Annotated in this window: 11 protein-coding genes and 2 pseudogenes; 5 read left to right on the top strand and 8 right to left on the bottom strand. The window is 72.1% G+C overall.

The window, feature by feature from the left end:
* Position 1: 1 nt before the first annotated feature.
* A complete protein-coding gene (locus tag AAFF41_RS09330) occupies positions 2-898 on the bottom strand; it encodes an ABC transporter ATP-binding protein (RefSeq protein ID WP_319750686.1) in 897 nt (298 codons plus the stop codon).
* 146 nt (positions 899-1,044) lie between these two features.
* Here AAFF41_RS09330 and AAFF41_RS09325 point away from each other — a divergent pair, with 146 nt between their 5' ends.
* On the top strand, positions 1,045-1,308 hold the full coding sequence (locus tag AAFF41_RS09325) for a hypothetical protein (protein WP_054228994.1): 264 nt from the start codon (positions 1,045-1,047) through the stop codon (positions 1,306-1,308).
* 4 nt (positions 1,309-1,312) lie between these two features.
* The gene (locus AAFF41_RS09320; RefSeq protein ID WP_319750685.1) at positions 1,313-1,687 is read left to right on the top strand and encodes a fic family toxin-antitoxin system, toxin component; all 375 of its coding nucleotides are present in this window, start codon (positions 1,313-1,315) and stop codon (positions 1,685-1,687) included.
* On the opposite strand, the gene AAFF41_RS09315 is transcribed toward AAFF41_RS09320, so the two are convergent.
* Together AAFF41_RS09315 and AAFF41_RS09310 are read right to left on the bottom strand one after the other, a co-directional pair.
* Positions 1,688-2,374 carry a class I SAM-dependent methyltransferase gene (locus AAFF41_RS09315; RefSeq protein WP_319750684.1) on the bottom strand — a complete coding sequence of 229 codons (687 nt, stop codon included), beginning with the start codon at positions 2,372-2,374 and terminating at the stop codon, positions 1,688-1,690.
* A 74-nt stretch (positions 2,375-2,448) separates the two neighbouring features.
* Positions 2,449-2,598: pseudogene (locus AAFF41_RS09310) on the bottom strand (lipase); the annotation flags it as partial.
* A gap of 114 nt (positions 2,599-2,712) precedes the next feature.
* On the opposite strand from AAFF41_RS09310, the pseudogene AAFF41_RS09305 reads away from it, so the two are divergent.
* Positions 2,713-4,585 (top strand): annotated as a pseudogene (locus AAFF41_RS09305) (helix-turn-helix transcriptional regulator).
* Positions 4,586-4,663: 78 nt separating this feature from the next.
* Here the strand turns inward: AAFF41_RS09305 and bioD are convergent.
* Genes bioD through bioB form a run of 3 tightly spaced genes read right to left on the bottom strand, consistent with a single transcriptional unit; the run spans position 4,664 to position 7,884 of the window.
* On the bottom strand, positions 4,664-5,380 hold the full coding sequence (gene bioD, locus AAFF41_RS09300) for a dethiobiotin synthase (protein ID WP_343323825.1): 717 nt from the start codon (positions 5,378-5,380) through the stop codon (positions 4,664-4,666).
* A gap of 1 nt (position 5,381) precedes the next feature.
* On the bottom strand, positions 5,382-6,680 hold the full coding sequence (locus AAFF41_RS09295) for an adenosylmethionine--8-amino-7-oxononanoate transaminase (RefSeq protein ID WP_143600940.1): 1,299 nt from the start codon (positions 6,678-6,680) through the stop codon (positions 5,382-5,384).
* Positions 6,673-7,884 carry a biotin synthase BioB gene (bioB, locus tag AAFF41_RS09290; protein ID WP_097283750.1) on the bottom strand — a complete coding sequence of 404 codons (1,212 nt, stop codon included), beginning with the start codon at positions 7,882-7,884 and terminating at the stop codon, positions 6,673-6,675. The genes AAFF41_RS09295 and bioB overlap by 8 nt, the downstream gene beginning before the upstream one ends.
* 186 nt (positions 7,885-8,070) lie before the next feature.
* Here bioB and AAFF41_RS09285 point away from each other — a divergent pair, with 186 nt between their 5' ends.
* Entirely contained in the window at positions 8,071-9,231 is a 1,161-nt protein-coding gene (locus AAFF41_RS09285) for an 8-amino-7-oxononanoate synthase (RefSeq protein ID WP_319750682.1), read from the top strand.
* Here the strand turns inward: AAFF41_RS09285 and AAFF41_RS09280 are convergent.
* Together AAFF41_RS09280 and AAFF41_RS09275 are read right to left on the bottom strand one after the other, a co-directional pair.
* The gene (locus tag AAFF41_RS09280; protein ID WP_075025332.1) at positions 9,188-9,412 is read right to left on the bottom strand and encodes a DUF397 domain-containing protein; all 225 of its coding nucleotides are present in this window, start codon (positions 9,410-9,412) and stop codon (positions 9,188-9,190) included. The two genes, AAFF41_RS09285 and AAFF41_RS09280, sit on opposite strands and share 44 nt — an antisense overlap.
* Positions 9,413-9,425: 13 nt before the next feature.
* Complete coding sequence (locus tag AAFF41_RS09275; protein ID WP_319750681.1) at positions 9,426-10,283, bottom strand: helix-turn-helix domain-containing protein; 858 nt, start codon at positions 10,281-10,283, stop codon at positions 9,426-9,428.
* Between the two features lie 212 nt (positions 10,284-10,495).
* Between AAFF41_RS09275 and AAFF41_RS09270 the strand changes: the two genes are divergently transcribed.
* A complete protein-coding gene (locus AAFF41_RS09270; protein ID WP_054228985.1) occupies positions 10,496-10,954 on the top strand; it encodes an ATP-binding protein in 459 nt (152 codons plus the stop codon).
* The last annotated feature ends 259 nt before the right edge of the window (positions 10,955-11,213 follow it).

The raw sequence follows: 11,213 nt of genomic DNA, 5'->3' as shown, positions 1-11,213 counted from the left end.
CTCAGTCCTTGTCGAAGGTGTCGAGGGTGTCGAGAGATGCGTCCACAGACGCGTCGAGAGGTACGTCGTCGGAGTCGGCGGCCAGGACCACGTCCACGCCGTCGGAGGCGCCCCCGGCGGCCGGGCGGCCCCCGGAGAAGTGCCGCATGCGCTCCAGCACCGCCTCCGCCGTCGGCCGCTCCATCTCGTCCACGATCCGCCCGTCCCCGAGGAACAGCACCACATCGGAGTGGGCCGCCGCGCCCGGATCGTGCGTGACCATGACGACGCTCTGGCCGAGGTCGTCGACCGCCTCGCGCAGGAAGCCGAGGACCTCGAGCCCCGCACGGGAGTCGAGGTTGCCGGTCGGCTCGTCCGCGAAGATCAGCTCGGGGCGGGAGGCGAGCGCCCGCGCACAGGCGACGCGCTGCTGTTGTCCGCCGGACAGCTGTGCGGGCCGGTGCTTCAGCCGGTCCCGCAGCCCGAGCGTGTCGATGACCTGGTCCAGCCACTTCTGGTCCGGCTTTTGACCCGCGATGTCCATCGGAAGCGTGATGTTCTCGGCCGCGTTCAGCGTGGGGATCAGATTGAAGGACTGGAACATGAACCCGATCCGGTCCCGGCGCAGGCGGGTCAGCTCACGGTCCTTGAGCCCCGTGATCTCGGTGTCGCCGAGCCACACCTGTCCGGCCGAGACGGTGTCGAGTCCCGCGAGGCAGTGCATCAGCGTCGACTTCCCGGAACCCGAGGGGCCCATGACCGCGGTGAAGCGGCCGCGCGCGATGTCCACGTCGACCGAGTCGAGGGCGAGGACGGTGGTCTCGCCGGATCCGTACGCCTTCGTCAGGCCGCGGGCGCGGGCGGCGACCCCGTCGGCGTCCCGTCGTCCGACGGCGTGCTCCGCAGCAGGTGTGGACAAGGCCGCCTCCTCCGTGATGGACGTCCTGACTCCCTGGTCCCGGCCGAGCGTAGTGTGACCCCGCCCACGGCCGGTATCCCCCGAGGTACCGGCTCCGGCGAGTCGCCCCCTTGCGGGTGCTAGCACTTCGGCGCTAGCTTCGAGGTATGGCGAAGACTCAGCTGAACGTGCGGGTGGACGAGGGCACCGCCAGGGCGGCCCGGGAGCGGGCCCTGGAACGCGGCATGAGCGTGAACCGCTACATCGAAGAACTGGTCAGACAGGACACCGGGGAGGTCGGCCACACCTTCGTCGACGCCGCCTCCGACTTCATGAAGCAGTACGCGAACGTCTTCGCCGAGGAGTTCGGCGCGGACCGGGAGGGCTCACGGGACGCGTTCCGGGACGGCTCGCGCGAAGGTCGTCGTTGATCCCTTGAGCAGTCTCAGAGTCGACCTCGCCTGGCTCCTCATGGTCGCCGAACAGAAGACGCCCGGAGATCCCCAGGTCACCGACTGGGGAGCCCTCGTCGCCGCCGTCAGTCGGCACGAGGCGGAGATATTCGGCATTCCCGTCTACGACAGCCCGCACGCCCGCGCCGCCGCGCTGCTCCAGTTGCTGCTGCACGTCCCGGCGCTCGAACGGTCCAACGCGATGTTCGCCTCGGCCGTCGCGTACGCCTATCTCGTCGCCAGCGGCCTCAAGGTCGTCACCTCGCCCGAGCAGGTGCGCGAACTCGCCCGCCTGGTGAAGGGCGGCGACGCGACCGTGCACGAGATCGCACAGGAGCTGCGGCAGTGGAGTCTGTGACTACTCCCTGACCGGCGGGCGCCTCGCGCTGCCCAGCACGCAGTACGACGTGGGCAGCCGCGGTCCCTTCTCGGGCATCAACAGCCGCCGGTACGGGCCCAGTTCGAATCCGGCCTCGCGCAGCGCGGCGATCGGGTCGCGGGCCAGATGGCAGCCGCCGTTCAGTCGCGGCCACACCGTCCGGTCCAGGCCGCGCTGGGCGGACGCCATCACGCGCCCGCCGCCCTTTCCGTGCTCGAAGAACCGCACGGTGCCACCGGGCCGCAGCACGCGCCGCAACTCGCCCAGGGCCCGCGGCACATCGCGCACGCTGCACAGCACCAGCGACATCACCGCCCCGTCGAACGCCTCGCTCTTGACCGGCAGCGCCTCCGCCGCGCCCGGCACCACGTCCACGGGCACCTCGGAGCGCAGCGCGGCCTCCACGGCCAACTGCCGCAGCAGCCGCTCGGGTTCGAGCGCCACCACCTCGGAGACGGCGCTCGGGTAGTGCGCGAAGTTCAGCCCGTTGCCGGCGCCGATCTCGATGACCCGCCCCGAAAGTCCGGTGAGCAGCCGGTCGCGTACCCCGCCCATGCCCATCCGGGTCTCGGCCATCACGCTGACACGGGCGTAGTAGCGGGCGAACAGTGGATGGTGCACGGCGTCGTGCGACAGCTTGGCGGAGCCGGCTGGCCTGAAGGGCATGACGGACCTCCCGGGAGGACGGGGTCTTACCGGGATTGTCCCCCCAGGACGTCCGCCGCACGCTCTGCGACGCTCGTGCTCGCCGAACTGCTGAGACCGTGCACGAAGATGACGGGGTTGTGGGTCGCGGCCCGGGCGGGCACGGCGGACAGGGAGAGTGACACGAGGAGCGCCGCGACCACGGCGGAGAAGGACGTGGCGATGCGACGCGAGCGGCGTTGCATGGTGCCTCCAGACAAGGGTGGGGTGCCTGGAGTGTCGGCCGGGGTCTACGCGCGCCGCATCGGTGAAATCGCCGGTCTTTACTTGCCAGTTAACTCACCGGTAACGTCCTTCGGGTGGTGACTTCGGTGAACCCCGTACGCGGCCCCGCACAACCCGAACTCGGCCCCTCGCTTCCCGAAGGCGTACGGGTACGGATCCTGCGCACCGCGCACGGCGACCGCCGCGCCGCCGCGAAACTCGCCTCCGCATTGACCGAACGTCAGCTGACCGGCCTCGACCCGCTGCCTGCACAGCCTCCCGTACTCCTGCGCGCGTACCGCCAGGAGGTCCGCGCCCTGCCCGACACCACCCGGCGCCCCCTGCTCCTCGCGGCGGCCGACCCCGGTCGACACCCACGCCTTCCTGCGGGCCGTCACCGCGGCCCGGCTCGACGCCCGGCCCCTGGTCACCGCCGAGGTGGCCGGAGTCGCCCACGCCACGGCGGGCGGGATCGTCTTCCGCGATCCGTGGACCCGGACAGCGGCCTACGAGACCGCCTCCGTGACGGACCGGCGCGCCGTCCACCTCCTGCTCGCCCGGGTCCTGCGCGGCGAGGGCGAGTCACCCCGGCGGTCCTGGCACCGGGGCGCCGCCGCACTCGGTCCCAGCCGACGCCTCGCCGCCGAACTCCGGGCGGCCGCCCACACCGCGCGCACCGCGGGCGACCACGCCCTGGCCTGCGCCCTCGTCGAACGCGCCGCCGCGCTGTCCCCCGAGCCGAGCGAGCGGGCCCGGCTGCTCGCCCGCGCGGCCGCCGACGCCTGGCGGGCGGGCTGGCCGCCGCGATCGAGGGCCGGTACGACGACGCGCGGGACCTGCTGAAGGCGGCGGCCGGGCGCTGCGGTCCCGGGGGCGATCCCACCCTGCTGATCCACGCCGGGATCGCCGCGCTCATGCTCGGCGACCACACCGCGGCCGCCACCGCCACCGTCCGGGCCGCCGCCACCGCCCGGGCCGGGGGAGACGGGGTCACCGTTCCCCAGGCCATGGAGTTCCGGGCCTACGCCGACTCCTGGACCGGTCGACCGAGGGCCGCCGAGGCCGCCACACTGGAGGCCCTCCGCCAGGCGTACACCAGCGGCCAGGACAACGGGGCCTGTCATCTGCAGCGGCCCTCGCGATGTTCGCCGCGGTCACCGGCGACGAGGACGTCTGCCGGGAGCGCGCCGAGGCCGCCCGCTCCTACGCCCTCGCCCGCGGGCTCGGCCGGCCCGCCGCGCTGGCCCTGTTCGCGCTCGCCTTCCTCGACCTGAGCACCGGCCGCTTCGCCGCCTCGGCGGCCCGGCTGCGCGCCCTCGCCGGATTCGGCCCCGGGCACGGGCACCGCGCCATCCGTCACATCGCCACCCCGCACTACGTCGAGGCCGCCGTCCGCACCGGCTACACACGGGTCGCCCGGGTCGCCCACGCCGACTACGACCACTGGGCGCGTACCGTGCGCAGCCCCGACGACCTGGCCCTCAGCGCCCGCTGCCGGGCCCTGCTCGCCTCCGGCGCGGAGGCCGTCGAGCACTACCGCACCGCCCTCGACCTGCACGCCTCGGGCACCCGTGACTTCGAAACTTCGAACGCGCCCGCACGGAGCTGCTGTTCGGCGGTGCGCTACGGCGGCTGCGGCACCGGACGGAGGCCCGTGACCGGCTGCACAGCGCCCTCGAGGCGTTCGAGCACTTCGGTTCGCCGCAGTGTGCGGCGGCGGCGCGGACCGAACTCCGCGTCCTGGGGGAGCCCGCCTCCCCGGTGCGGGGCGCCGACGATCTCGTCGCCCGCCTCACCGCGCAGCAGTTGATGGTCGCGCGCATGGCGGCCGACGGGGCGACCAATCGGGAGATCGCGGCGCGGTTGTTGCTCAGTCCGCGGACCATTGATCATCATCTGCGGGGGGTGTTCGCGCGGTTGGGGATTCGGTCGCGGATCGAGTTGGTGCGGTTGTTGGGTGAGCGGTGAGGGGGCGGTTGGTGTCGTTGGCCGGCTGCGGGTCGGTCGTGGCCGGGCGCGCAGTCCCCCGCGCCTCTGACGAGGCGCTCAGACCCCCTGCGCCGAAATGAAGGCGTGGGCGTCCCAGGTGCCGCCCAGCCGAGAGGCCAGCCACCCAGGCGCCTGCGCGCAGAAGTCGGCGACCGGGTGAGCCCCCGCCCCCGCGGGCAGCGCTCCCAGCAGCGGAGCTTCCGCCACGACCGGCAGGTCCGCGAGGTTGCAACGCGACGCCAGGTCGGGGGAGTCGGGCCAGCTGCCGATGACGAATCCCGCCAAGTCCAGCCCACGGCGCCGCAGTTCACGAGCCGTCAGTTCGGAGGTGTTCAGGGTGCCGAGGCCCGCTGACGCCACCACCAGCACCGGCGCGTCCAGCAGGCTCGCCGCGTCCGCCAGCGTGCCGCCCTCGTCGTCGAAACGGACGAGGAGACCGCCCGCTCCCTCGACCAGCACGAGGTCGTGCTCGGTGGCCAGTTCGGCCGCCGCCTTCGCCACCGCGACCGGGCTCACCGGGGGCAGGGAGGCCCGCCGCGCGGCCGTCGCGGGAGCCAACGGCTCGGGATAGCGGGCGAGTTCGAGCGTGGTCACGGCGCCCGCGAGCCGGGCCACCTCGTCGGCGTCCCCGCGCTCGTCCGGGCGTACACCCGTCTGCGCCGGCTTGAGTACGGCCACGGAGCGTCCGGCCGCGAGGGCCGTGGCGGCGACGGCGGCCGTCGTGACCGTCTTGCCGACCTCCGTGCCCGTCCCCGTGATCACCAGAACCGCCATGTCATCCCTCCCGTGCCGCCGCGCACACCGCGCGCGCGATCCGTGCCACGTCCACGTCACCCGTGACGTACGGCGGCATCGTGTACACGAGGTCGCGGAACGGGCGCAGCCACACGCCCTCGCGCACGGCCGCCGCCGTGGCCGCCTTCATGTCGACCTCGTGGTCGAGCTGGACGACGCCGATCGCGCCCAGGACACGTACGTCCCGGACACCCGGCAGCGAGGACGCCTCCGCCAGGCCGTCCCGCAGACCCGCCTCGATCCGCTTCACCTCGGTCTGCCAGTCCTGTCCGAGCAGCAGGTCGATCGAGGCGCAGGCCACCGCGGCGGCGAGCGGATTGCCCATGAAGGTCGGGCCGTGAGCCAGCACCGGGACCTCACCGCGTGAGATGCCCTCGGCCACCCGCGCCGTGCAGAGCGTCGCCGCCATCGTCATATAGCCGCCGGTCAGCGCCTTGCCGACGCACATCACGTCCGGCGTGATACCGGCGTGCTCCGCCGCGAAGAGAGCGCCCGTTCGGCCGAAGCCGGTCGCGATCTCGTCGAGGACGAGGAGCACGTCGTGGGCGTCGCACGCCTCCCGCAGCACCCGCAGATACGCGGGGGAGTGGAACCGCATCCCGCCCGCGCCCTGTACCACCGGCTCCACGATCACCGCGGCGAGTTCGTCGGCGTGCCGCCCGATCAGCTCGCGCAGCCGGTCGGCGTACGACTCCTCGTACGCGACCGGCGGGGCGTCGGCGAACACCTGGCGCTGGAGCACGCCCTGCCACAGCTCGTGCATCCCGCCCTCGGGGTCGCACACCGACATCGGCTGCCAGGTGTCCCCGTGGTAGCCGCCGCGCCAGGTCAGCAGCCGCTGCTTGCCCGGGCGGCCGAGCGAGCGCCAGTGCTGGAGGCACATCTTGACGGCGACCTCGACCGACACCGATCCGGAGTCGGCGAGGAAGACGTGTTCCAGGCCCTCGGGCGTGATGTCGACAAGTCGCTTCGCCAGCCGTACGGCGGGCTCGTGCGTGAGCCCGCCGAACATGACATGGCTCATGCGCTCCAGTTGGTCGCGCGCAGCGTCGTTGAGGACCGGGTGGTTGTAGCCGTGGATGGCCGACCACCAGGACGACATGCCGTCGACCAGCTCGCCCGAGCCGTCCGCCAGCCGCAGGCGTACCCCGCTCGCCGACTCCACGACGAGCGGTTCCTGGCGGCCGGGCATGGGGCCGTACGGGTGCCAGACATGCCGCCGGTCCAACTCCAGCAGTTCCCGCACGGGCAGCGTGGACGGCTCGGACGGGTCAGGCATTGGGGGCGAGGTCCGTTCCGGCACCCCGGCGGCGTACGGCGACGAGATCCGTACGCGCTTCGGCGGGCTGCTCCTGCTCGGCCTGCACCTTCACGGAACCGCACACGCCACCGCCCTCGTGCGAGCCGCACCCGGCGTCCGCGTCCGCGTGCGCACCGCATCCGGCCTCGGCGTGCGCACCGCAGCCCGCGCCCGCCGTCACGCGGTGCTCGGGCAGGGTCACCTCGCCCGCGCCCTCCACCTCGAACCCGGCGTCCGCGATCATCTCCAGGTCGGCCTTGCCCGCCTGGCCCTCGCTGGTGAGGTAGTCGCCGAGGAAGATCGAGTTGGCCAGGTTCAGGGCGAGCGGCTGCATCGTCCGCAGGTGGACCTCGCGACCGCCCGCGATGCGGACCTCCACGTCCGGGCAGACGAAACGGACCATGGCCAGGATGCGCAGGCACCGCTGCGGGGTGAGGTTCCACTCCTTGGCGAGCGGGGTGCCCTCGAAGGGGATCAGGAAGTTCACCGGAACGGAGTCCGGGTCGAGCTCGCGCAGCGAGTAGACGACGTCGACGAGGTCCTCGTCCGACTCGCCCATGCCCGCGATCAGACCCGAGCAGGCCGACAGACCGGCCGCGTGCGCCTTCTGGACCGTGTCCACCCGGTCGGCGTACGTGTGCGTGGTCGTGATGTCCCCGTACGTCCCCTCGGACGTGTTCAGGTTGTGGTTGTAGGCGTCCGCTCCCGCCTCGCGCAACCGCTCGGCCTGGCCGTCGGAGAGCAGGCCCAGGCAGGCGCACACCTCGACGTCCTCGTTCTGGTCCTTGATCGCCTTGATGGTGTCGGAGACCCGGTCCACGTCACGGTCCGTCGGACCGCGGCCGCTGGCCACCAGGCAGACCCGCTTGGCGCCCCCGGCGAGCCCGGCCGCCGCGGCCTGCGAGGCCTGGTCCGGCTTGAGCCAGGTGTACTTGAGGATGTCGGCCTTGGAGCCGAGGCGCTGCGAGCAGTACGAGCAGTCCTCGGGGCACAGACCGGACTTCAGATTGACCAGATAGTTGAGTTTCACTCGACGGCCGAACCAGTGCCGGCGGACTTTTCCGGCCGCGGCCACCACGTCGAGCACGTCGTCGTCGGACGTGGCCAGCACGGCCAGCGCCTCGTCACGGGTCGGCAGCTCGCGCCGAAGCCCCTTGTCCACCAGCGTGTTCAGCAGGTCCATGAGATCCGATCCTGACGTATGCGAGCCGCTGCGGCCAAGGAGAGTTTGCACAACAGAGACGCTTCGACGTGTGGGTATTGCCACATCATGGGCGCCGCGTCGCCCCGCTAGGGTCTGTGCACTGCCTACAAAACGACCACCTTCATGACCCCCTCACGACCACTCCCAGGGCCCGGAGGCACCAGCATGGCCGGATCGCCGTTCGCGTGGATCGACGAGCAGGCGCACCAGCGCCTACAGGCCGGACTCGTCCGCACCCTGCGCCCTCGCGCCGCCGACTCACCCCTTCTCGATCTGGCGAGCAACGACTACCTCGGGCTGGCCCACCACCCCGAGATCACGGCGGCCGCCGCTCAGGCCGCGCGCCGCTGGGGCGCCGGTGCGACCGGCTCGCGGCTCGTCTCCGGCACGACCGAACTTCATGGGGAACTCGAACGCGAGCTCGCGGACTTCTGCGGCTTCGAGTCCGCGCTCGTCTTCTCCTCCGGCTACGCGGCCAATCTCGCAGCCGTGACCACGCTCGCGCCGCACGGCTCGCTGGTCGTCTCGGACGCGGGCAACCACGCCTCCCTCATCGACGGCTGCCGGCTCGCCCGGGGCGCGACCCAGGTTGTGGCGCACGCCGACCCCGACGCCGTGCGCAAGGCGCTGGGCACGCACGAGGGTCCCGCCGTCGCCGTGTCCGACACGGTCTTCTCGGTGGACGGCGACGCGGCCCCGCTGGCCGAACTCGCCGACGCCTGTCGCGAGCACGGCGCGGCGCTGCTCGTCGACGACGCGCACGGGCTGGGCGTCCTGGGCGACGGCGGCCGGGGCGCCCCGCAGGCCGCGGGGCTCGCGGGCGCCCCGGACGTGGTCGTGACCGCCACGCTCTCCAAGTCGTTCGGCAGCCAGGGCGGAGCCGTCCTCGGCCCGGCCCCGGTCATCGACCACCTGGTCAACGCGGCGCGCACCTTCATCTTCGACACGGGTCTCGCGCCCGCGGCGGCGGGCGCGGCTCTCGCGGCGCTCAGGCTGTTGCGCCGTGAGCCGGAGCGCGCCGCCCGGGCCCGTGAGGTGGCGACGGCGCTGCACACCCGGCTGACCGCCGAGGGCCTGGAAGCCGTACGGCCTGACGCCGCCGTGGTCTCCGTGCGCGCGCCGTCCCCCGAACAGGCCGTGCGATGGGCCGCCGACTGCCGTGAGGCGGGACTCGCCGTCGGCTGTTTCCGCCCGCCGTCCGTGCCGGACGGCATCTCACGGCTGCGGCTGACCGCCCGCGCGGACCTCACCGACGCGCAGATCGAGCACGCCGTCGGCGTGATCAGTTCAGTCCGGCGACAAAGCCCTCCCAACTGGCGGGAGTGAAGAGCAGGGCGGGGCCCGCCTTGTTCTTGGAATCGCGCACGGCGACCAGTCCGGCCCAGGGCCCTGGGCCGGGTCGGGCCGTCTCGACGCAGTTGTTCATTCCCGTACTGCGGCTGCTGCGCAGCCATCGCACGTCGCGCAGTGAAGTACTGGAAGGTATGTACCGAGGCAGTGCGGTCATGGGGGGTGCCTCCTTACGCGCCGTCACCTATCCCGGCGATGTAGTCCAACGAGTCCTCGGGCGAAAGGGCGTGGAACTGAAGGGCGTTGAAGGCCTCGGTGTAGGCCTGAAGGTCTTCTTTCCGTTCGAGATAGAGGCTACTCGTCAAGTGGTCGAGAACAACCACATCCAGATCAGTTGTGTTCGGAAATGAGAAGATAACGAAAGGCCCGGTGACGCCGATATGGGCTCCCGCGGCGAACGGCAGGACCTGAAGCCGCACTTGAGGCAGGGCGGCGGCCTCCCGCAGACGCTCCAGTTGCCGAGCCATCACCTCCGGGCCGCCGACCTCGCGTCTTAACACGGCCTCGTCCAGGACCGCGGTCAGTTCCAGCGGCGGATTCGACCGCAGGACGTCCTGCCGGGCGAGGCGCACCTCGACGAGCGCGTCGAGCTTGCCGTCCTCCAGGCCGCCGACGGCGACCCGGGTCACCTCCCGTGCGTACTCGGGTGTCTGGAGCAGTCCGGGTACCACCGAGGTCTCCAGCGTGCGCATGCCGCTGGCCTGGGACTCCAGACTGATGAAGTCGCGGTACGTGGGCGGCAGAACCCCGCGGTAGGCGTGCCACCAGTGATGGCGACCGTTGCCCTCGGAGCCCGCGAGGCCCACCAGGAGCTCCCGTAACTCGGGTTCCGCGACGGCGTAGGCGTCCAACAGGCGCTCCACGTCGGCCGGTTTCACCCCACTGATACCGGTCTCGATCCGGCTCACCTTCGACTGGTGCCAGCCGACGAGACGGGCCGCCTCACCACTGGTGAGACCCGCATCGGCGCGCAGCGCGCGCAGTTCGGCACCGAGCTTGCGGCGGCGCACCGCGGGACCGTGCTGCATGGCCGTACTCCTTACTCCTTCCGAGCCGCCCAAATACGCCCCGCCGTCGCAGAGTTCACCGCATCGAGCGACAGATATATGCATATCTCGGTGGATCGCACCCGTGACCCGCCCAGTGATGGCAGTCTGGCGCGAAGCACCAGTCCGGGACCGTACTCGAACCATCCGCTCCGTGTCGGACTCCGGTCCCGTGGGAAAGGGACGACGTCGCCATGGCAGATCACCAGGAAGCATCCGTCACTCTGCCGAGCGATCCCGCCTCGGTCTCCGCGGCCCGGAATTTCGTCGCCGATGTGTTGGCCGAATGGGGCCTGCCGTGCGACGCCGAAGTCGCGGACACCGTACGCCTGATCGTGTCAGAACTAGCCACCAACGCCGTCCAACACACTTTCGGGCAGTCGCCCACGTTCACGGTGGACGTCCGCCTCGACCGAGACGAACACCTGCGGATCGGCGTCACCGACAGCCATCCGCGCTTTCCCAAACGTCTACCCGCCGCCGTCCAGCAGGACAACGGGCGCGGCATGGTGATCATCCGCTGGCTGACCGCCGAATGCGGCGGCAGACTCGTCGTCCGGCCCACCCGCGAGGGCGGCAAGACGGTCGCCATCGAGCTGCCCTGGACGGTGCCGGCCCAGCCGGTGACGGCCGGCGGCCCACAAGAGCCCTGAGGAGCTGCTCAGTTGTCGTGTCTGCCCCGTCCGGCGCCTCGCGGTGGGGCCCCGGAAGGCCTCGGCCGTCGGCGCCGACCGGCCCCCGGTCCGGACGACGGAGATCGTACGGCGCGGATCTCCCGGTCACAGTGACCGCGCCCCCACCGGAGCCGCCGCCGTCCCGCCCACCCTCTCCGCTACGACCGCGCTGTCCGGCCGGTCGGCCGGCGTCAGCCGGGACGAACCGCTCGCCGCGGCAGGGGTCCCTCACCCACGT

It is taken from the genome of Streptomyces mirabilis, from assembly GCF_039503195.1.
Taxonomy (GTDB): Bacteria; Actinomycetota; Actinomycetes; order Streptomycetales; family Streptomycetaceae; genus Streptomyces; species Streptomyces mirabilis_D.
Note: the sequence above shows the minus strand (reverse complement) of the source record. Positions and strands in the feature narration are given on the sequence as shown.

Coding starts and splice junctions, on each gene's coding strand:
- bioB (WP_097283750.1), bottom strand. CDS start 7,884: ATGGACCTGCTGAACACGCTGGTGGACAAGGGGCTTCGGCGCGAGCTG.
- bioD (WP_343323825.1), bottom strand. CDS start 5,380: ATGGCGGTTCTGGTGATCACGGGGACGGGCACGGAGGTCGGCAAGACG.
- AAFF41_RS09280 (WP_075025332.1), bottom strand. CDS start 9,412: ATGACCGCACTGCCTCGGTACATACCTTCCAGTACTTCACTGCGCGAC.
- AAFF41_RS09295 (WP_143600940.1), bottom strand. CDS start 6,680: ATGCCTGACCCGTCCGAGCCGTCCACGCTGCCCGTGCGGGAACTGCTG.
- AAFF41_RS09285 (WP_319750682.1), top strand. CDS start 8,071: ATGGCCGGATCGCCGTTCGCGTGGATCGACGAGCAGGCGCACCAGCGC.
- AAFF41_RS09325 (WP_054228994.1), top strand. CDS start 1,045: ATGGCGAAGACTCAGCTGAACGTGCGGGTGGACGAGGGCACCGCCAGG.
- AAFF41_RS09275 (WP_319750681.1), bottom strand. CDS start 10,283: ATGCAGCACGGTCCCGCGGTGCGCCGCCGCAAGCTCGGTGCCGAACTG.
- AAFF41_RS09315 (WP_319750684.1), bottom strand. CDS start 2,374: ATGCCCTTCAGGCCAGCCGGCTCCGCCAAGCTGTCGCACGACGCCGTG.
- AAFF41_RS09270 (WP_054228985.1), top strand. CDS start 10,496: ATGGCAGATCACCAGGAAGCATCCGTCACTCTGCCGAGCGATCCCGCC.